We start from the raw sequence: 20,017 nt of genomic DNA on the forward strand, positions 1-20,017 counted from the left end.
CCTGTCATATGACAGGTCTTTTTAATACCTATAGCCAATCCTCAACATCCTTTAAAAGCTCATTAAGTGATTTGTGGAAAAATTTCATCTTTGGTACAGATGTGAGAAATTTTTTTCCATACTTTGTTGAGACAATCCGGCGATCCAGAATAAAAATTACCCCTTTATCGTTTTCGGACCGAATTAGCCTACCAACGCCTTGTTTAAAACGGATGATAGCATCCGGTAGCGAGAGCTCTCTAAAGGTGTCTCCACCCTTTTCTTCAATCTCCCTGGCACGTGCAGTGTACATCGGATCATTTGGCGGTGCAAACGGAAGCCTTACGATAACGAGCGCACTCAAATCCTCTCCAGGAATATCCACACCTTCCCAGAAACTACTCGTTCCAAGAAGAATCGCCTTATCAAAGGCTTGAAAATTTTTTGTTAATTTTGCCCGACTGCCGCCACTTATACTTTGAGCAATTAATACAAACTGTTCAAGCAGTACTCTATTTTTTAAATTCATATATGTCTTTTGCAACATTTCATAAGATGTAAACAACACAAGCATGCGACCATTTGTTTTATTCGCTATTTTAGCAATTTGATCTGAAATCGAATCAACAAACTCATCCTGAGAAACAGAATTGATTAGTGGTATATCTGTTGGTACCATTAGTGCTGCTTGACGCTCAAAATCAAATGGTGATGGTATCGATAACGTAATAGGTTGAAAATCAGCTAACCCAAGTTTTTCAATCATGTAGGCAAATGAATCATCCACCGTTAACGTTGCTGATGTCATGACAACACTTTTCTTAAAAGTAAAAAATTGATCAGCTAAAAATTCTGAGATGTCTGTCGGTTCTACTAGAATAGCTGCCGAGTTGACAGGACCTTTTGGATCGATTTCAATCCATCTTAGCTGTTGCTGATTGACGCTCATAATATTTTCAATTATCGAGCACTTTTCCATTAATAAGTCGATCGTTAATAAATAATCATTAAATAACCCAATTTGTAATGGAGTAAATAAGGACTTATTTTGAATTATCTGCTGTTTTTGATAGTTGACTTTATTTACAAGCTCTTTTTTAAATATGTTGAGCTTTGTTAGTTGCTCAATTGCTTCCCGCCAATATTCACCATATTCATGTATAGGATGAAGAATATATTGAATTCGATTCTTTTCTCTTTCTTCTTGCTGTTTCATTAAAACATGACTGCGTATCATTCGAAAAAAATCATTAGCTGCTGCTTTTATATCCTTAATGAGTTGATTCACTCGTAAAAAAGAGTCTATTTCAAATCCGTTTTTTTCCATAAGCTTCGATGTCTTTGCAAGCAAGTCATTTGTCTCCAGCAGTCCAATTCTCATGAGGACGGAATGGATCGATAAATAATGAACATGATAGCCAAGCTGTCGTTTTGCCAAAGCTTCGAAATGATGGGCTTCATCTAGTATTAAATACTCGTACTGTGGAAGAATTTCAAAATGATTGTCTAAATCCTGTAAGAGTAATGCGTGATTTGTAATCACGATATCCGCTTTTTCAGCCGCTTTCTTTGCTTTTTGATAAAAACACCTTGATTCCCAAATGGGATCTTCCAATCCAGGATGTTCAACTGTACATTTCACTCGTTCCCATAATAGCTTGCCACCTGACGGTAAATTAATTTCGTCAATATCCCCTGTTTTTGTTTCTGTTAACCATACTAAAATTTGTGCTTTTGTTAACACTTCATCATAATTATCTGTGTTCTCATAAAGAATTTGTTCAAATTTTCTTAAAGAGAGGTAATTCCCTCTTCCTTTTAAAAGCGCAGCATCAAAGTCAAATGAGAGGATGTCACGCAATTTGACAATATCTTTTTCTAAAAGCTGATGCTGTAGCTGTAGAGTATTCGTACTTATCAGGCAGCGACCCTTCATTTTAGAGATATAAATCGCTGGCAGTAAATATGCGATGGATTTACCTATCCCTGTACCCGCTTCAATCATAGCATGCTGGTTTGTTTCCATTGCATGGTGTATCGTCTGTACCATTTCTAGCTGACCTTGACGAAACGGAAAGTCGTGAATCACTGAGTGAAATATCTCAGTATATGTATAGCTTTTTTGTTTTCGTTTTTCTTTTTGTTTGGTGATTTTATGAAGTGCAAGTCCACGATAGATATCAAATTTCGTATTCTTTTCAACATATTTTGACTTTTCATCTAGAATCTCACTTAAAATTTCACGAATATCACTTTTGAAAAAGCTTGACAGTGAATATAGCTTTTGAATCGTTACAAGCGGTAGTCGTTCGATCTTATGTAAAATTTTCAAAAGAATTTCAGCTGTTACTTCAGCATCACTATCGGCTTGATGAGGATTTTCATGGGTTAATGATAAAGACTCAGCAAGTTGACCCAGTTTGTAGCTATCTGCTAAAGGTAGCATTACTCTAGATAGTTCAACCGTATCGATGGTAAGACAATGAAAATTTTCAAACCCACACTGTGCTAATTCTTCCTGCAGAAACGAATAATCAAAAGGGACATTATGAGCTACAAAATAGGAATCCTGAAACATTGAAATAATTTCAGGTGCAACGATTGAAAAATCAGGTGCATTGGCAACCACTTCATTAGAAATACCCGTAAATTGTTCAATAAAAACAGGTATGTCCTGTTTCGGATTGACGAAGGTTGCAAATCTTTCAACGATTTCTCCATCTTCAATCACGACCGCTGCAAACTGTATGATTTTATCGCCTTTTTTTGGAGAGTTCCCGGTTGTTTCTAGGTCTACTACGACAAAGCGTTTTTTCATTGGTGCCACCTCCTAACACAAACGCCCCCAAATTGGGGGCGTGTATACCGTTTATAGAACAGTTGCAGCTGGTTCTTCAAAGATTAGTTCTTTAATTTGGTTGTTTTCGTTCATAATCGCTACTCTTGGCCTATGATTTTCTATTTTTTCCTCAGGTACAATTGCATATGAGATGACAATTATGACATCCCCCTCTTGTACAAGACGAGCGGCAGCACCGTTTAAACAAAATACACCGCTTCCTCTTTCACCAGGAATAATATATGTTTCAAGTCGAGCCCCATTATTATTATTTACAATTTGAACTTTTTCATTAGCGACCATTCCGACTGCATCTAATATATCTTCATCTATCGTAATACTACCTACATAGTTTAAGTTTGCTTCTGTAACACGTGCTCTGTGTATTTTTGCGTTCATCATTGTACGGAACATGATGCTCCCCCTTGAATCTTTAGGATTTCCAATAAAAAGTGTATTAACAGTTTCTATACATCAAAAGTAATATTATCAATAAGTCTTGCTTTTGTAAACTTGACAGCTAGTGCAATAATAATTTTTCCCTTTAGCTCAATAACCTCATCAAGCTCCGGATAACGATACATTTCAACATAATCGATAACCCCTGATGTATGTGCTGAAATATGTTTTTTTATTAATTCCTCAATCACTTTTGGATTTCGTTCTCCCTTATCTATCTCTCGTTTTGCGATTTGAAGGCTTTCATATAGTCTTGGTGCTTCTAACCTCTCTTGTGCAGTTAAATTAATATTACGAGAGCTTTTCGCAAGTCCATCCTCTTCACGAACAATTTCCACTGGTACAAGAGTTATTGGAAAATTGAAATCTATGAGCAATCCATCAACAACGGCGACCTGCTGAGCGTCTTTTAAACCAAAATAGGCTCGGTCTGGCTGTACGATATTAAATAATTTGACAAGAACTGTGGCAACTCCATCAAAATGGCCATTACGCTTCCTTCCGCATAATACATTAATTCTTGAATGGACGACCGCGGTAAGAGACATCTTTATTGGATACATTTCTTCAGTACTTGGATGAAAAAGAACATCCACACCATTGTTCTCTGCTAATTTACAATCTTTTTCAAAATCACGAGGATAGGAATCGAAATCCTCGTTTGGACCGAATTGAAGTGGATTCACAAAAATACTCACAGCTAGTACATCATTTTCACTTCTCGCCTTATTTATTAAGGTTAAATGTCCTTCATGAAGATACCCCATTGTTGGTACGAATCCGATTGTTTTTCCCTCTTGCTTTAATGATTTCATATATTGCTGCATTTCCTGGATCGATGTGATGACTTTCATGTTTATTTTCCCCCGTAAAGATTAGCAAGTTCTTCTTCTTTCATTGTGTACGTGTTTTTTTCTTCTGGGAAAGAACGTGCTTTTACCTCATCCACATAATTTGAGAGTCCTTGTAAAATTGGCTCATTCACTGAGGCATATTGTTTTACAAACTTTGGAACACGATCAACCCCATATGAAATCACATCATGAAATACTAGAACTTGACCATCCGTTTGGTTACCAGCACCAATACCAATTGTAGGAATTGAAACGTTGTTTGTCACTTCTTCACCTAATTGTTTCGGCACGCATTCTAATACTAAAGCAATTGCTCCTGCTTCCTCGACTTTTTTTGCATCCTCAATTAACTGTCTTGCGCTTTCTGCATCTTTTCCTTGCACCTTATAACCACCTAATACTCCTACTGCCTGTGGTGTTAAACCAAGATGTGCGACGACAGGAATTCCTGCTTCTGTTAAAGACGAAATGGTATAAATGACGTCCTTTGCTCCCTCAACTTTAACAGCATGGGCTCCAGATTCTTGAATAATCCGTGCTGCATTTTTCAACGTTTCAGAACGCGAAACATGATAAGACATAAATGGCATATCCGTTACAATAAATGTATTCTTTGCCCCACGTTTTACGGCCTTAGTATGATGAATCATATCATCTACTGTTACTGGTATAGTAGAATCATAGCCTAATACAACCATCCCTAATGAATCACCGACAAGGATCATATCCACACCGGCTTCTTCTGCAAGCTTAGCAGATGGATAATCATAGGCTGTCAACATGACGATTGGCTCTTTCCTTTGTTTCATTTTCAAAAATTCCGTTGTTTGTTTCATCATTTTTTCCTCCTTTTGGCTTTTAGAAGTAAACAACCCTTCATTAAAGTCGCCTTGCTCAAGTATCCCTTGAGTTTCCTAAAAGAGGAGATGAAAAGACCGATTCGTGGTAGTTTTTTGCGTAAATATAGTAAAAAATCCTTCTTTCAAATAGAGAAAGAAGGATTGAACATGAATAAGTTCGGTAAATTTCATCCCTCTGTCCCAGTCCAACGGATCAAGGCAGAATACAATTGTGAATTGCATTGGTAAAAATTAAAGCTCGGTGTAGTTCCATAAAGGATACCACCCATCACTTTGAATTATATAAAAGATTCTCATTCTTTTCTACACTTTATTTTTAAATACGTGTTCAAAAAGGAGGTTAAAAAAGACCACGCCGGCTAATAACGCCACGTCCTGTGGCGTCGCCGGCACTAGCACTTCCTGTAAGTCGAAAGTTCGAGGCGGCGCTGCTTTGAGTAGAGGAACGTATGCTTTTAATACGTGAGCAGATTTTCTCGCACGCAGGAAAAGCGATTTTCTTTTCCAAGGAACGCAAAAGCAAGCCAACGAAGAAATTCGATGTGTCATTTTTACCTGACTTTTTGAACAACCTTTTTAAGGAAGTTCAATATCTGCGGAATAGATATGATGAACCTTCCCTTCTGCATCCTCGAGGAGTAATACTCCTTCCTCATTGATGCCAATTGCTTTTCCTTCAATCGAGCCAGAAATAGTTCTAGCAATGATCTGCTTTCCTATACTTGTTGCATAGCTTTCCCATAAAAGTTTAACGACCTTAAAGCCATGCTGTAAATACTCATTGTAAAGCTTTTCAATTTTTAATAAAATCACCTGAATTAATTCGGCACGGTCAATTTTATCGCCTTTTTCAATTGCAAGTGAACTCGCAATGGTATGAAGATTCTCAGGAAATTGACTCAATTCTTGATTCACATTGATGCCAATCCCAATAATGACTGAATTAATTCGATCAGTTTCAGCTTGGAGCTCCGTTAAAATTCCCACAATTTTTTTTTGATGAATTAAAATATCATTAGGCCATTTAATGTCTGGCTCTAAGCCTGTCACTTCTTGGATTGCTTGGACGACACCAACCGCAGCTAATAAAGTTAATTGTGGAGCTTGTGATGGCGGGATTTGTGGTCTTAAAATCATACTCATCCAGACTCCAGTATGTTTAGGGGAATACCATGCGCGATCTAATCTGCCACGTCCAGTTGTCTGTTCTTCTGCCACAACAAGTGTACCTTCGACAGCACCTTCATACGCTAATTTATGGGCAATTTGCTGGGTAGAGGTTACCGATTCCTCAAAATGAATGTTTCTCCCTAAACTTTTAGTTTCAAGGCCTAGCTGTATTTCATTACCACTAATTTTATCTGGCTTCGTTATAATACGATACCCCAGCTTTCGAACGGCCTCTAATTCGTATCCTTCATTACGTAAATCTTCAATATGTTTCCATACGGCTGTCCGCGAACACCCAAGTTGCTCGCTTAATTTTTGTCCAGATATAAACTCCCCGTTGGCACTAGAGAAGACTTCTAACAATTTCTTTCTTATTTCTGATTGCACGATAGAAGCCACTCCTTTATCTTTTCCTTGTTATTTTCAACTTTGTATTCAAGAATTCCATTTTCAACTAATTCATATAGGTCCGCTATCCATTTCCCTGGCTTTTGTTTGTACCAGAGTAAAAGATCTTCACCTGTAATAGCTAGATCGGAACGTTGTTTAATGGGTAATTTATTAAATTCCTGAAACGGTGACACGTCTTGATGAATCCTTAAAACTTCTAAAATACGTTCTATCTGTTGGATACATTCTGCTCCACAATCGTATAGTAGACGTTTATTCCAGCCAGTTTGAATGACTTTTTCAAGAAAAACTCTATTTTTTACAACCTGTTCAATGATTTTATTTGGTAATTTCCATTGTCGTAAAAATGCCTTACTATCGTCTATGTTCAATAAATAACAAGCAAGTGTCCAATATTCAGCTCTCTCTTGAAGATGATTCCATTTATAGTAGGAAAAACGTTCTAAACTTTGAATTCGATCCGCAAAACCAGGTATATATTGATATAAATTGGTGTTTACTAAAAGCGGAATTGATTCTTGGCAACTCGGGCCATTTAGTAATTTTTCAAATTCTATTGAAATCCGCTCAACTGAAATCTTTTTTAATAATCCTGCATTTTCCTTGATGGCTGACTCCGTTTCCTTACATAATAAAAAGGACAATTGGCTTGAAAATCGAACAGCCCTCATCATCCTAAGTGCATCTTCAAAAAACCTTTCGTTGGGGTCACCGACAGTTTGAATTCGTTTCTCTTCAATTGCTTTCTTTCCTCCGAAAGGATCAATAATGTTACCATCATTCGTCATCGCCATTGCGTTCATCGTAAAATCTCTTCTTTTTAAGTCCTCGTGAAGGGAAGTGACAAATTCAACATGAGAAGGTCTCCGGTAGTCTTCATACCCCTCCTCTGTTCGGAATGTCGTCACTTCATATTGTTCACCCTTATGTAACACAATTACTGTTCCGTGAACCGCACCAACATCAATAGTTTTTGGAAATATAGCCATAATTTGTTCTGGTCGTGCAGAAGTTGCGATATCGATATCACCAATGGGTCGATGTAAAAGATAATCACGGACTGAACCACCAACAAAATAAGCCTCATAGCCGTTATTATGTAAAGTTGTAAGAATTTCTTTTGCTTTTATAAAAGGTTCATCCATCATCGAGAGCCCCTCTCAACGTTTATCCTCAAGGATAGAATAATATAAATCCTCATAATCATTCACAATTCGCTCGGAATTAAACTTTTCTTGAACAGAGCGGATTGCCTGATTAGACATTTTACTATGTAAGTCAGGATCCTTTAATAATGCGATTGATTTGTTTACGATGTCTTCAATATCCCCGACTTCACAAATATAGCCATCTTTACCTTCATCAATAACCTCTGGAATACCTCCAGTGTTTGTCCCAATAGTTGGAACCCCACAAGCCATTGCTTCAATTAAAACAAGTCCAAAGCTCTCTTTTTCAGATAATAAAAGCTTTAAGTCACTAATTGAATAAAGTTCGGGGAGGTTTTCTTGTTTTCCCAAAAGAAGTACTTTATCAGTTAGCCCAAACTTATTAATTAACTTGCAAACAGTAGTTAATTCAGGTCCATCGCCCACTAATAATAGCTTGGATTTCACTTCTTTTTGAATCAAGTTAAATGCTTGAACAACGTCAGGAACGCGTTTTACCTTTCGGAAATTGGATACATGGATAATCACTTTTTCATCTTCTTGTATCCCATACTGTTTTCGTAAATCATTCACATTTCTTTTGTAGTAAATTTTCTCGTCTACAAAATTATAAATCGTTTTAATCTCTTTTTTTGGTTCAATTAATTCGTAGGTTTGTTCGACAAGCGATTTTGAAACTGCTGTCACTGCATCGGATTGTTCGATTCCAAACCGAATAAGTTCGGTTAAAGACGGATCGTACCCGAGAACGGTAATATCTGTACCGTGAAGGGTGGTCACTATCTTAACATCCCCACCCACCATTTGCTTTGCTAAATAAGCGCATGCTGCATGTGGGATCGCATAATGAACATGTAATAGATCCAGCTTCTCCCTTTTTGTAACCTCTGCCATTTTACTTGCTAATGCTAAATCATAAGGCGGGTATTTAAATACCGAATATTGATTCACTTCTACCTCATGAAAGTAAATATTTGTATAAATTTTGTTTAAACGGAATGGAAGACTTGAAGAAATAAAGTGGATTTCATGTCCTTTCTCTGCAAGCAACTTCCCTAGCTCTGTTGCAACGATACCTGATCCACCGACTGAAGGGTAACAGGTGATCCCGATTTTAAGTTTCATTGAAGATTCTCCCACTTCTACATTAATTACAAATACTGATTCATGTTAAAGATTCGAGCGCTTATTGATTAGCTCCCTCTTGTCTTTCACGGATGATTTCACGCCATGAAAAAAATCCTTTTTCAAGTCCATGAATCAGTACCTCTGCCGTTCCCATATTTGTTGCTAATGGAACAGCATACACATCACATAGTCTAATTAATGCAGATACATCTGGCTCGTGTGGCTGTGCGGTTAGAGGATCTCTAAAAAAGATCACCATGTCCATTTGATTATTTGCAATCATCGCCCCAATTTCTTGGTCACCGCCTAGTGGTCCTGATTGAAAACGATGAATTTGCAGTCCAGTAGCTTCAGATATGCGTAAGCCTGTTGTTCCTGTAGCGAATAATTCATGTTGTTCTAAAATAGATGTATAAGCTGTTGAAAACTGTACTAGATCATTTTTCTTTTTATCGTGAGCAATTAGAGCAATTTTCATAGTTATGTATCCCCTTATTCGATGATATTTTCTAATCCATACACTAAAACGTCAAGATTCATTACAGTGTCTACTGATAATTTGACACCTGACATGAAGGATGCACGGTTGAATGAATCATGGCGTATGGATAGCATTTGTCCATTACCACCAAACATTACTTCTTGATGTGCAACAAGTCCCGGTAAGCGTACGCTATGTATGCGAATTCCATCGTACTCAGCACCACGTGCTCCTTGGATTGTTTCTTTTTCATTAGGATGACCTTGTTGTTTTGATTCTCTAACTGTTGTCAATAATTCGGCTGTTTTAACAGCTGTTCCAGAAGGTGCATCAAGCTTTTGGTCATGGTGAAGCTCAATAATTTCCACGTCTTGAAAGTACTTGGCAGCCATTTGCGAAAACTTCATCATTAGTACAGCACCGACAGCAAAATTAGGTGCGATAATGGCGCCTACCTTACGTTCCTCCGCCATTTTTGACAGTCTATCTAATTCTTCTTTCGTAAAACCTGTCGTGCCTACTACAGGGCGAACCCCGTGTTCAATAGCTACCTCAGTGTGGTACTTACCCGTTTCAGGTGTAGTTAAATCAATTAAGACGTCTGGTTTTGTTTCTGAGAAGCACTCTATAATATCCGTAAAGATCGGCGCATTTACATTCGAAAAGCCTTCTACATCACTTAGTGATTGGCCATTGTTTTTTCGATCGATGACCCCTACTAGAGAAAAATTTTCTGTTTCCTGGACAAGGGCAACCGCTTCTTTCCCCATTCTCCCCCTCGGTCCTGCAATTACGATTTTTATAGTATCCATGATGTATGTAATCCCCCTTATTTATTCGTGTCAATCCGTGTCCATCTATCCTTATCTCTTGTATTAAATTTGTTCATAACAGTATTATGTGCGTCTTCAAGGTCAATGTTCAAGGAATTTGCAAGACAAATCAGAACAAATAACAAGTCACCTGTTTCTTCAGCCATGCTTTTTTCTGTTTCCGTATCTTTTTTAGGCTTTTCGCCATAGTAGTGATTAACCTCTCTCGCAAGTTCTCCAAGTTCCTCAGTCAATCTAGCTAGTAATGCAAGCGGACTAAAATAGCCTTCTTTGAATTGGCCTATGTATGCATCTACCTCTTGTTGCAGCTGTTTCATCGTTTTATCTGCCATTACTATCACCTCTATCTTTTCTATTCTTATGTTAGCTTAAAATATAGCTTTTTGACAAATAATTCTTTTATACGACATGATTTGTTTGTTTTTCACCCATACTTTATAATAAAGTGGCAATTATTACTATTTCGGGGGTATTTAATTTTGAAGTTTTCCATAAAGAATATTATTTTCATTTTGTTGGGTTCCGCCATTTTCTCGTTTGGGATTGTGCATTTTAATATGCAAAATAATCTAGCAGAGGGCGGTTTTACAGGAATTACACTTTTGCTTTATTTTTTATTTAAATTTGATCCGTCCTATTCGAATCTGATCTTAAATGTTCCACTATTTTTTCTAGGGTGGAAGCTCCTTGGTCGTATTGCATTTTATTATACACTTATCGGTACTCTAAGTGTTTCAATATTTTTATGGTTCTTTCAACGTTATCAATTTGATATTCCACTTGATGGTGACCTAATGCTGGCAGCGTTATTTGCCGGTGTGTTTATCGGAGTTGGTCTAGGAATTATTTTTCGATATGGCGGTACAACTGGTGGTGTTGATATCATTGCAAGGCTTGTTCGAAAATATGTTGGCTGGCCAATGGGGCGGACGATGTTCTTATTTGATGCGGTGGTTATAACGGTTTCCCTTATTTTCTATCTTTCTTATCGTGAGGCTATGTACACCTTGCTTGCTGTTTTTATTGGGGCACGAGTGATCGATTTCATGCAGGAAGGTGCCTATGCCGCTAGAGGCGCAATGATTATTTCAGAGAAGAATGATGAGATTGCTGAAAAGATATTACATGAGATGGATCGAGGGGTGACTATCTTGAAGGGGATGGGTTCGTATACGAAACAGGAGAAGCATATTTTATATTGTGTTGTCGGAAGAAGTGAAATCGGTCGTTTAAAGCAAGTAATTATCTCCGTCGACCCACATGCTTTTGTCTCTGTTAGTGATGTTCATGATGTCCTTGGAGAAGGGTTTACGTTAGATGAGAATAAAAAGCCGATTGAGCGGTGATTTTACGTGTGTATACGTGTTTTAACTCATTCGTTTGAAACCCAATAGATGCACACGCCTTTGTAGCTAACATGAAAAAAGCCGGTTATCCACATTGATTAACCGGCTTTCGTTGTTTATTCTTCTCGAGTCATACCTGTATATATAAGGATCAATCTCAAAAGTTCTAACACTGCTACTGCTGCTGCCGCAACATAGGTAAGGGCTGCTGCGTTTAGCACTTTCTTTGTTTCACGTTCTTCATCGTTTCGAATGACACCTGCAGAAACGATTTCGTTCATTGCTCTTGATGATGCATTAAATTCAACTGGTAATGTAACAAGTTGGAATAACACAGCTGCTGCCATAAAGATAATTCCTACTAGAATTAAGTTCGACATTGTAAAAATAATACCAGCAATGATTAAAATCCATGAAAAGTTTGAACCAATGTTCGCAACCGGTACGAGTGCATGGCGGAAACGAAGAAATGCATAATCTTGTTGATCTTGAATCGCATGACCAACTTCATGGGCCGCAACTGCTGCACCAGCGATTGAATTTCCATAATAATTATTAGTTGATAGTCGCACAACTTTTGATCTTGGGTCATAATGGTCTGAAAGCAAACCAGGTGTTTCTTCAATTCTCACATCATATAATCCATTTTGATCGAGTATTCTTCTTGCTACTTCTGCACCTGTCATACCTGATGACGAAGGAATTTGTGAATACTTCTTATATGCACTCTTCACTTTAATTTGTGCATATATCGGAATGATAATGATCAAAGCGAAATAAACTAGAATCATTTTTGTTCCTCCAAATTATAGTATAATTTAATTTTAATTAGAGACTCCCTCATTGTCAATTGACTTGCTTACAAAATCTCTAAAAGTAAACAGTGGGATATGCCCCACTGTCAGCGGTCTTCGTAATCTCTCTGTTTTTGGCGCTTTTGCTTATCGCCTTTATATTTTCTCCAGCCTACATAGATTAATGTAAGAATAATGGCGCCACCTGTTGATATCATCACCCAAATTAGAGACGGATCAGCGTCATCCTCCGTCATACGGTCGAACATATTTTTTAGATCTAACTCCATTTGCTCAAGCTGTTGTATTCTAGTAGCGGTTTTCAAGTCTTCGTTACGGTATGCATCTAAGAAAGCAATATGTGATTCTATTTTCTGAACGTCTTGAGGTGTGATATCCACAGTAATACTCGGATGAATCATATTATATTTTGATAGAAAGATAGTCAACAATTGATTAAATGTTTCCTTATCGCCTTCTTCAATCGTTTCCTTCATTTCCCCAAACGTCGTCATTATTGAATCTTCCAATTCTGTCCACATCGGCTGATACTCAGACCTCATCGCATCCACCACTAAACGAAATTGGGTAACACGATTGACTCTTTCTTCCATGCTAAGTGAACTAGAAGTAACTGCTTCAAAGGCTGATTCATGAGTTAAGGTAATAATCCGAAGTTCATCCATTGAAAAGGATTGATCCCGCTGATTCATGCGAAGGAATTCATTTGAAAAATGTGTTAACAATTGCTTAGCATCCTTGTATCTTTCCTGCTTCACCATTTGTAGGGCTTGATCGGAAATTTGATCAAGCTTATCCCAGTTTTCTTCAGTGGAGGTAGCGTTTATGGATATAGGATGAATCATAACTATAAAACAAATAATGCATATAATTCTAGAAATTTTCATACTTGTCCCTCCTCAAACATCTATTAAAATGTATGATAGATTGGACAAGAGTAGACCAATTATTTATTGAAGTTCTAACTGATAACGATCTTTTTTTATACAAAGTAAATAAGTAATTAAGATAGAAACCATACTTAACCAAAATGTAAAATAGCCAATCTGGGGAATATATTGATCCAATACACTATATCTTGGCATCATGAAGAAAACATAATCAATTACATCATTATGTAAGGTCCAGACAGCTGCAATCACCAAATGAATCGGCTTTATGCGATAATAAGGAGCATATAATAGTCCCTGAATTGCCATCCCAAGGTGAGAAAAAATCAGCATATACCCGTAAATATCCAGACCATCGACAAAATAGGTAAGAATATTCATCACCACTGCCCAAATCCCATACTTAAAAAGGGTGACAATTGCTAACGCCTCAATAAGCGGCCAATTCCTTCTTAGCAAAAATGCGACTAACACAAAACAAAAAAACAAGCTTGCCGTTGGGCTGTCGGGAACAAAGATAAAAAATTTTGACGGCGTAATGTTTAGTTGACTCTCATACCAAATATATCCATAGATGGTCCCTGGAATGTTTATAAGTAATAGAATCCAGAGCACCCAGCGTTGTCCCATTAAATAAGTAATCCACTTCATCCTATGTACCAACTCTCCTATTTTCTTACCTCAAGATTCTCTTAAAAGCGGTTACCTTGTCAAGAAAAAATGTATAAAAAAAGCTGACCTTTAAAAGTCAGCTTTTGTGTTTGTTTACTTAGAAGTTACACTTGAAATAAATTCAGCGAGCTTCTGTAATTCTTCGTCAGTACCTTCGAACATTCCTGGAGGCATAGCCCCTTGACCATTTTTCGCAATGTTGGCAACTTCTTCAGGAGATAATCCGTTATCAACTAACGCTTTTCCTGCAGGTCCACCTTCTAGGTCACCACCGTGACATCCGATACAACCTTTTTCTTGATATAATAAGTATCCTTCTGATTCCTTATCAATTTCTGCCTCTGCTACTATTTTCGCAGATTCAGCTCTCGCTTCCCAGTCTACTTGAGATGCAGATTCCCATGTTAAGTATGCAACTGAGGCAAACGCTAAAAGCATCATACCTGTAGCAACTGGACGCTTTGATGGTCTACGTTCAGGACCACGATCTAGGAACGGTGCAAGTAAAAGCGCTCCAAATGCAAGTCCAGGAATCACAAGCGTACCAATAACGTTGAAATCACCAGATGCATATGTGTACTTAATCAATTGATACATGAATAAGAAATACCAGTCTGGTAGTGGAATATATCCTGCAGCAGTAGGGTCAGCGACTTTTTCAAGTGGTGATGGATGTGCTGCTGTTAAACATAAAAACGCGACTAAGAAAACAGAACCAACTAACCATTCTTTTAATAGGAAGTTTGGCCAGAATGCTTCTGTTTTTCCTGGATACTCGGAGTAATCCTTAGGAATATGTTTTTTATTACTTACAGGAACACGTGAGTCCCCAACAAATTTCATTCCTTTTCCACGATGCATAATCGGTCCCCCTCCTTTTTAGAGAATTTTCATTCAAAAGAGATTGTTCAATTCATTTTTAGATTTTCGAACATACCCATAGTTCAAGTAAATCAATCGCTTAGATATTAATCCTTTACACTTCAAACTAGAAGGCAAAGTCTTGTATCCTACAGCGGACCAGAAATACCTTGACGGCGAATCATGATAAAGTGAGCAGCTAGTAAACCGAATAATGCTGCTGGTAAGAAGAATACATGAATCGCAAAGAAACGGGTTAAAGTTTGAGCACCAATAATTTCAGGGTGTCCTGCAATTAAGGTCTTTAAGTAAGGCCCTATAAGTGGAACTGATTCCACAATTTGAATTGTAACTTTTGTTGCGAATAACGCTTTCATATCCCAAGGTAATAAGTAACCTGTTAAACCAAGAGCCAGCATAACAAAGAAAATTAAAACTCCAACAATCCAGTTTAGCTCACGAGGCTTCTTATAAGCACCTTGGAAAAATACACGTAGGGTATGTAAGAACATCATAACGATAACCAGACTCGCTCCCCAGTGATGCATTCCGCGAACAATTTGTCCAAACGCTACTTCGTTTTGTAAATAATAAACAGAATTCCATGCATTGATGATATCTGGAACATAGTACATTGTTAAGAACATACCAGATAGTACTTGGATGACGACGATAAAAAATGTAAGTCCTCCAAAGCAGTATACAAATGCGCTAAAGTGATGCGCTGGGTTTACATGCTCAGGAACCTCATGGTCTGCAATATCTGCCCAGAGAGGAGTAATATCAAGTCGTTCGTCAACCCAATCAAAAATCTTATTTAACATTGATTACGCTCCTCCTACAGGGTTTGGTTTTGTTTTTCCTAAATATAAATAACCATCTTTTACTTGACTTTCATATACATCTAATGGGCCCATTGGTGGTGTACCAGGTACGTTCATGCCATCCTTCTCATATAATCCATAGTGACAAGGACAGAAGAAACGATTCGGGTTAGCTGGATCCTCAGCCCAAGAAACAGCACAGCCAAGGTGTTTACATACTGGTGATAATGCGATGATGTCGCCTTTATCATTTTTATAAACCCACGCTGAATTTGGAACTTCTGATTCATACCATCCATCAACTTGATTAATTTTGAAATCAAATTTTTGAGGATCTTTCGTAATCTTATCAACACTCACTACTTGTACCATGTCATGTTCAGCTTCTGGTTGAAGTAATGGGTCAATTGCAAAGCGGACCATAGGCATTAACATCCCAGCTGCCATGAAACCACCTACACCTGTTAGAGTATAGTTTAGAAATTGACGTCTTGAAACCCGTTGTTTATTCTCGCTCATTGTTTTCCCCCCTCTATGCTAAGCTAAGTCCACTCCGGACATAATTGTACACATTAAAAACTAGGACATTCTCATGATATATCAATATTTGGTACAGGTCAATAATAGGATTTGCCGAAACAATGGCAACTATGTGACTTTCTTAGGAAAAGTCAGGAATTTTTTATTGTTATAGTCACATAACGTTGACGATTACCTTTGCCAGATGTTCGTAAATAGTGTAACAAGCTGTTTCATTTGATCCTGAAGCATGGTTTGCTTGTATTTTTCTTCGACATATTCAAGTGGCAAAGTTGGCAGCCAAATAAGTGAACCATTTAAATCTGCTTCTACTTGCTTCCAGCTACTATCAGATGTAATAAATATGGTATGTTTCATACCACCGCTAATCAAATCACTTGTCCATTGATTTAAGCGGTTTGTCGCTATATCAAGCACTTCACCGTTTGAATACGTAAAGGCCGGAAACAGTATAATTCTTCCTTTAAATTGTCGCTCCACTTCATTTGAAAGAATGGTAATGAACTCACCCATAGAAACCGTATTTTTTAAATTTCCTTCAAGAGATACTGGTATCAATGGAATCACTGCTGTATCAACATATTCTTTTGCTTGTAAATAAACATCCATATCCTTCGTTATCCATTTCATTTTGTCTGCTCCCTTTCCCATTTGCTGTACAAAAATCATTTTCATTTCTTTATTACGATTTTTAAGCCAAACTCCCAAAATACCATACCATATTTAGGATAAATAAAAAAGACTGACACGTCGTCAGCCCCTTCTAATATATGCTTTTCTGTTTTATAATTGTTTAAGCTTTTCAGTCAGCCTTTTAAACTCTGTTTCATCCTGTCTGTCAAGCGCCTCATCAATTCGCTTTAACAAATGTTCTTTTTGAAACATATGGATGGACTGCTCAAGAAATTTTTTCGCGAGTTCTTTGTCTTGCTCATTCACCTGAAGATGCTTTGGCATATATGGATTCTCTTCAAGCACAGCCACATAATTTGGAGAATGGAAGGAGGATCTGAAATTAAGTTGAATATAAATTTCTTCTTCCCTGTTAAGGCGAATATCATGAAATGATTTTTCAGCATCTGTTGTCATGACATTTTCCTTATAAAAACGGAATGGTACATCATCAACACAATGCGTCGACATAATAATACCTCGAGGGCAGTATTGAGCCTGCTCAACAAAGTGGACATTTTTCATGAGTTGGTCATGACTCATTAAATAGTTTAGAATCCAAACACACTCTCTTCGTTTTAGCTGATAATTATTTAGAAACCAGCGTATGAAGTCTTTTTTCTCGTTGACAGATACAGGGGTAGTCATCGCACGCTTCCCTCCTCTGCTAGTATTGAGTAGTACTAATGATAATATACTGATATACTTCAACAATCACATTAAAAATTCCTTCTCAAAGATGTTAAAAAGTCGGTTAAAAATGACACTTCGAATTTCTTCGTTGGCTTGTTTCTCCGTTACTCACGTATTCACTACATACGTTCCGCTACTCAAAACTGCGCCGCCTCGAACTTCTTGGTCCTTTTCAACATCCTTTCTATCACTCACTTCTTAACCGTGAAAACTTTAGCTTACTCAAGTTCAGAAATTAATGCCTCGATTTCATACTTCATTGGGTCAAGCTTTAAGAGTTCCTTAAAAACTTCGACTGCCTCTTGTCTTTTTCCGTCCTCCAATAAGAAATAGCCAAACTCTTCTAAAAACTCTGGAGTTTCTTTAAAAGAAGTATATGCATGACGGTAATGGTTTAATGCATCCGAATATTTTTCTAATTTATTTTTTGCAAATCCGAGATCCCACTCAAATTGTTCATCATACTCACCATAGCTCATGACAGATTCTAGACATTCCACGACATCCTCAAATCTTTCCTCACGCAATAAAAACTTTGAAAGCTGTAAGGTTGCTTCCACATAACCTGGGTCAATTCCTACAGCTGCGCGAAGGTACTTTTCAGTATTCTCCTTATCACCTAGCAACATAGATATTTTACCAGCGTAGAAAGTAAGCTCCTTATTTAAAGATTCCACCTCAAGTCCTTCTAATAAGACCTTGAAGCTTTCCGTAAAGTTAGCTTCTTCTTCATATGCCTTTGCCAGGTATAAATAAAGAGAAGAATAGTCCGGGTCAAGCTCCTTTAGTCGTTCTAGAATTTCAATGGCTTTTTTATAATATTTCGCTTGATAAGCGGTAACACCAAATCCAAACAATGTATTGCTATCTTCTTGTTTTTTGATGGCATCCTCATAATACGGTAGTGCTTCTTCAAATTTTCCTGTTGTACTATAACTCTCAGCAATTCGAGCGTTAACATTTACACCAGCTATTTCGTCACCATTCTGTAAAACTTTCTCATAGTATGGAATACTTTTGTTGTATTCGCCATGACTTGAATACAATTCAGCTAAAGCAAAGTCAATGATTGTTTCATCATCGGACTTTTCCTTCGCTAACAGAAGCTTTTGTTCACTAACCTCAAATAACCCCTGCATTTGGAATAAATCCGCTTGTAAAACAAGGGATTCTAAGTATACGGGGTCATCCTCTGTAATTTGCTCTAAAATCTCAATTGCTTTTTCTTCCATGTCAAGGTCAATCAGAATTTCTGCTAAAAAAACAAATAATTCGCCTTCGTCAGGATATCGTGATATCAATTCTTCAACGATTTCTTTCGCATCCTCGACAAAGCCCCACTTAAAGTAATGTTCAGCAATTGTGTATTTCTCATCATCATTTGAGTACTCTCGTAGATGTTTTAAGGCCTTAAGTCCTTCTTCTACATTTCCATCTTCAACTAGCTGAATGGCGTTATCTAATTTATGCATAAATGATTAACTCCTCATATCTATCTCTCATTCACCAATACTTCATGATCATAGGAAGATACAAAATACCCAGGTTTTTTCACCTTACATTCATTACCAAATCCGGAACGAAAGTATACCTTGGTGCCTACTTTTGTAAAATTCCCCTTGTGCATGGTGATAGTTGGTATAAGATTATGATAATCGAGAGTTGGCTTTTCATCAACTGAATAGCTTATAGAATCATGCTCATACAAATTGTAATCAAGATCCCCACCAACGCGAATATCACCTTTATCTGGGTAGATCCCACTCTTTTTTAAAAAGTCTATGGACAATGGTACATCCTCGCTTGGGCAGAAAGGAATTGTTGGGATTCGATTATCGTCGGTGATTTCTTTCCAAATCAATTCTTTTCGATTACTATTAAAAACGGTCTTCTCCTTTATCTTCCACTCTGGGATAATTGGAATTCGATAAGAATGATAGGATTCCCTAATCCAGCCCCATGGCACATTATATAAATCATCGACTTTATCAATCGTAACGATGATAACCGGGATTTTTTTTCGTCTACATGCCACGAGGAAAGATGGTGTAAGGCTATCAAGTGGAATACGGACACCTAAATAATAGTCAATAGGACTATTTAATAGAAAATGTTTTGTGTTAGTAAGTGAACGCGCTATTTCATGCTCATTCTTTACGTCACTTATCACAAGTAAGGTTGTACAACCTTTACGCAAATAGTTTTCAGTCATTTCTTTCTTAAATGATTGAAACGAATATTCTTTTGTAAAGGAGTAGTTTATCATGACATGACCAGGTGTTAATAAATATTGAGATAAGTTCGTTTTCATAAATGAAAGTCTTTTGAGGTTTTCTTTCATATAATCAACGCGGTGGTTTTTTATAAGCATTGAACATGTGATGACCTTATTATTCTTAAGAACATTCGCTTTTTCTAATATATATGGCATCAAACCTCTCCTTTCGCATTTAGGTTTACTAATCTTCTTAAGACAAGCTATGCGAAAGCCGGAGGATGTATGTTATTTATTCCTACAAAT

At 37.3% G+C, this 20,017-nt stretch carries 21 protein-coding genes; 1 reads left to right on the plus strand and 20 read right to left on the minus strand.

Features of this window, described 5'->3' with window-relative positions; translation table 11 throughout:
- Positions 1-28: 28 nt before the first annotated feature.
- The 10 genes from dinG to DZB84_RS11205 form a co-directional block, all read right to left on the minus strand.
- Positions 29-2,797, minus strand: a complete 2,769-nt coding sequence (dinG, locus tag DZB84_RS11160; protein WP_116352339.1) for an ATP-dependent DNA helicase DinG — start codon at positions 2,795-2,797, stop codon at positions 29-31.
- A gap of 51 nt (positions 2,798-2,848) precedes the next feature.
- Complete coding sequence (panD, locus tag DZB84_RS11165) at positions 2,849-3,232, minus strand: aspartate 1-decarboxylase (RefSeq protein WP_116352340.1); 384 nt, start codon at positions 3,230-3,232, stop codon at positions 2,849-2,851.
- A gap of 53 nt (positions 3,233-3,285) precedes the next feature.
- Complete coding sequence (gene panC, locus DZB84_RS11170; protein WP_116352341.1) at positions 3,286-4,131, minus strand: pantoate--beta-alanine ligase; 846 nt, start codon at positions 4,129-4,131, stop codon at positions 3,286-3,288.
- Positions 4,132-4,133: 2 nt separating this feature from the next.
- A complete protein-coding gene (gene panB / locus DZB84_RS11175) occupies positions 4,134-4,967 on the minus strand; it encodes a 3-methyl-2-oxobutanoate hydroxymethyltransferase (protein WP_116352342.1) in 834 nt (277 codons plus the stop codon).
- Positions 4,968-5,567: 600 nt separating this feature from the next.
- A complete protein-coding gene (locus DZB84_RS11180) occupies positions 5,568-6,548 on the minus strand; it encodes a biotin--[acetyl-CoA-carboxylase] ligase (RefSeq protein ID WP_116352343.1) in 981 nt (326 codons plus the stop codon).
- Entirely contained in the window at positions 6,533-7,717 is a 1,185-nt protein-coding gene (locus DZB84_RS11185) for a CCA tRNA nucleotidyltransferase (protein ID WP_116352344.1), read from the minus strand. Before DZB84_RS11185 ends, DZB84_RS11180 begins: the two co-directional genes overlap by 16 nt.
- Before the next feature lie 15 nt (positions 7,718-7,732).
- On the minus strand, positions 7,733-8,866 hold the full coding sequence (bshA, locus tag DZB84_RS11190) for an N-acetyl-alpha-D-glucosaminyl L-malate synthase BshA (protein WP_116352345.1): 1,134 nt from the start codon (positions 8,864-8,866) through the stop codon (positions 7,733-7,735).
- 61 nt (positions 8,867-8,927) lie between these two features.
- Positions 8,928-9,347: a methylglyoxal synthase gene (gene mgsA, locus DZB84_RS11195; RefSeq protein ID WP_116352346.1), complete on the minus strand. Its 420-nt coding sequence runs from the start codon at positions 9,345-9,347 to the stop codon at positions 8,928-8,930.
- Positions 9,348-9,361: 14 nt separating this feature from the next.
- Complete coding sequence (gene dapB, locus DZB84_RS11200; RefSeq protein WP_116352347.1) at positions 9,362-10,162, minus strand: 4-hydroxy-tetrahydrodipicolinate reductase; 801 nt, start codon at positions 10,160-10,162, stop codon at positions 9,362-9,364.
- A gap of 17 nt (positions 10,163-10,179) precedes the next feature.
- Positions 10,180-10,515 carry a nucleotide pyrophosphohydrolase gene (locus DZB84_RS11205; RefSeq protein WP_116352348.1) on the minus strand — a complete coding sequence of 112 codons (336 nt, stop codon included), beginning with the start codon at positions 10,513-10,515 and terminating at the stop codon, positions 10,180-10,182.
- Positions 10,516-10,662: 147 nt separating this feature from the next.
- Between DZB84_RS11205 and DZB84_RS11210 the strand changes: the two genes are divergently transcribed.
- Positions 10,663-11,529: a YitT family protein gene (locus tag DZB84_RS11210; protein ID WP_116352349.1), complete on the plus strand. Its 867-nt coding sequence runs from the start codon at positions 10,663-10,665 to the stop codon at positions 11,527-11,529.
- 116 nt (positions 11,530-11,645) lie between these two features.
- On the opposite strand, the gene DZB84_RS11215 is transcribed toward DZB84_RS11210, so the two are convergent.
- From DZB84_RS11215 to DZB84_RS11260, 10 genes are all read right to left on the minus strand, one after another.
- On the minus strand, positions 11,646-12,320 hold the full coding sequence (locus tag DZB84_RS11215; protein ID WP_116352350.1) for a zinc metallopeptidase: 675 nt from the start codon (positions 12,318-12,320) through the stop codon (positions 11,646-11,648).
- Positions 12,321-12,430: 110 nt separating this feature from the next.
- A complete protein-coding gene (gene ypjB / locus DZB84_RS11220; protein ID WP_116352351.1) occupies positions 12,431-13,231 on the minus strand; it encodes a sporulation protein YpjB in 801 nt (266 codons plus the stop codon).
- Positions 13,232-13,294: 63 nt separating this feature from the next.
- Positions 13,295-13,885: a lipoprotein heptaprenylglyceryl N-acetyltransferase LhaT gene (gene lhaT / locus DZB84_RS11225; RefSeq protein WP_116352352.1), complete on the minus strand. Its 591-nt coding sequence runs from the start codon at positions 13,883-13,885 to the stop codon at positions 13,295-13,297.
- Positions 13,886-13,999: 114 nt separating this feature from the next.
- Positions 14,000-14,767, minus strand: a complete 768-nt coding sequence (locus DZB84_RS11230) for a menaquinol-cytochrome c reductase cytochrome b/c subunit (RefSeq protein WP_116352353.1) — start codon at positions 14,765-14,767, stop codon at positions 14,000-14,002.
- A gap of 149 nt (positions 14,768-14,916) precedes the next feature.
- Positions 14,917-15,591, minus strand: a complete 675-nt coding sequence (gene qcrB / locus DZB84_RS11235) for a menaquinol-cytochrome c reductase cytochrome b subunit (RefSeq protein WP_116352354.1) — start codon at positions 15,589-15,591, stop codon at positions 14,917-14,919.
- Between the two features lie 3 nt (positions 15,592-15,594).
- On the minus strand, positions 15,595-16,110 hold the full coding sequence (locus DZB84_RS11240) for a QcrA and Rieske domain-containing protein (RefSeq protein WP_116352355.1): 516 nt from the start codon (positions 16,108-16,110) through the stop codon (positions 15,595-15,597).
- Positions 16,111-16,302: 192 nt separating this feature from the next.
- Entirely contained in the window at positions 16,303-16,761 is a 459-nt protein-coding gene (locus DZB84_RS11245) for a YpiF family protein (RefSeq protein ID WP_116352543.1), read from the minus strand.
- 153 nt (positions 16,762-16,914) lie between these two features.
- Entirely contained in the window at positions 16,915-17,451 is a 537-nt protein-coding gene (locus DZB84_RS11250; RefSeq protein WP_116352356.1) for a ReoY family proteolytic degradation factor, read from the minus strand.
- A 263-nt stretch (positions 17,452-17,714) separates the two neighbouring features.
- Positions 17,715-18,968 carry a tetratricopeptide repeat protein gene (locus tag DZB84_RS11255; protein WP_116352357.1) on the minus strand — a complete coding sequence of 418 codons (1,254 nt, stop codon included), beginning with the start codon at positions 18,966-18,968 and terminating at the stop codon, positions 17,715-17,717.
- Positions 18,969-18,988: 20 nt separating this feature from the next.
- Entirely contained in the window at positions 18,989-19,927 is a 939-nt protein-coding gene (locus DZB84_RS11260; RefSeq protein ID WP_116352358.1) for a hypothetical protein, read from the minus strand.
- Between the last annotated feature and the right edge of the window lie 90 nt (positions 19,928-20,017).

Origin of the sequence: Bacillus sp. HNG (assembly GCF_003400205.1) — a bacterium.
In the GTDB taxonomy this organism is placed as follows: domain Bacteria; phylum Bacillota; class Bacilli; order Bacillales; family Bacillaceae_L; genus Ferdinandcohnia.

Coding starts and splice junctions, on each gene's coding strand:
- qcrB (WP_116352354.1), bottom strand. CDS start 15,591: ATGTTAAATAAGATTTTTGATTGGGTTGACGAACGACTTGATATTACT.
- mgsA (WP_116352346.1), bottom strand. CDS start 9,347: ATGAAAATTGCTCTAATTGCTCACGATAAAAAGAAAAATGATCTAGTA.
- bshA (WP_116352345.1), bottom strand. CDS start 8,866: ATGAAACTTAAAATCGGGATCACCTGTTACCCTTCAGTCGGTGGATCA.
- panD (WP_116352340.1), bottom strand. CDS start 3,232: ATGTTCCGTACAATGATGAACGCAAAAATACACAGAGCACGTGTTACA.
- panB (WP_116352342.1), bottom strand. CDS start 4,967: ATGAAACAAACAACGGAATTTTTGAAAATGAAACAAAGGAAAGAGCCA.
- DZB84_RS11245 (WP_116352543.1), bottom strand. CDS start 16,761: ATGAAATGGATAACGAAGGATATGGATGTTTATTTACAAGCAAAAGAA.
- ypjB (WP_116352351.1), bottom strand. CDS start 13,231: ATGAAAATTTCTAGAATTATATGCATTATTTGTTTTATAGTTATGATT.
- DZB84_RS11260 (WP_116352358.1), bottom strand. CDS start 19,927: ATGCCATATATATTAGAAAAAGCGAATGTTCTTAAGAATAATAAGGTC.
- DZB84_RS11250 (WP_116352356.1), bottom strand. CDS start 17,451: ATGACTACCCCTGTATCTGTCAACGAGAAAAAAGACTTCATACGCTGG.
- DZB84_RS11240 (WP_116352355.1), bottom strand. CDS start 16,110: ATGAGCGAGAATAAACAACGGGTTTCAAGACGTCAATTTCTAAACTAT.
- DZB84_RS11255 (WP_116352357.1), bottom strand. CDS start 18,968: ATGCATAAATTAGATAACGCCATTCAGCTAGTTGAAGATGGAAATGTA.
- dapB (WP_116352347.1), bottom strand. CDS start 10,162: ATGGATACTATAAAAATCGTAATTGCAGGACCGAGGGGGAGAATGGGG.
- DZB84_RS11230 (WP_116352353.1), bottom strand. CDS start 14,767: ATGCATCGTGGAAAAGGAATGAAATTTGTTGGGGACTCACGTGTTCCT.
- dinG (WP_116352339.1), bottom strand. CDS start 2,797: ATGAAAAAACGCTTTGTCGTAGTAGACCTAGAAACAACCGGGAACTCT.
- panC (WP_116352341.1), bottom strand. CDS start 4,131: ATGAAAGTCATCACATCGATCCAGGAAATGCAGCAATATATGAAATCA.
- DZB84_RS11185 (WP_116352344.1), bottom strand. CDS start 7,717: ATGGATGAACCTTTTATAAAAGCAAAAGAAATTCTTACAACTTTACAT.
- DZB84_RS11205 (WP_116352348.1), bottom strand. CDS start 10,515: ATGGCAGATAAAACGATGAAACAGCTGCAACAAGAGGTAGATGCATAC.
- lhaT (WP_116352352.1), bottom strand. CDS start 13,885: ATGAAGTGGATTACTTATTTAATGGGACAACGCTGGGTGCTCTGGATT.
- DZB84_RS11215 (WP_116352350.1), bottom strand. CDS start 12,320: ATGATTCTAGTTTATTTCGCTTTGATCATTATCATTCCGATATATGCA.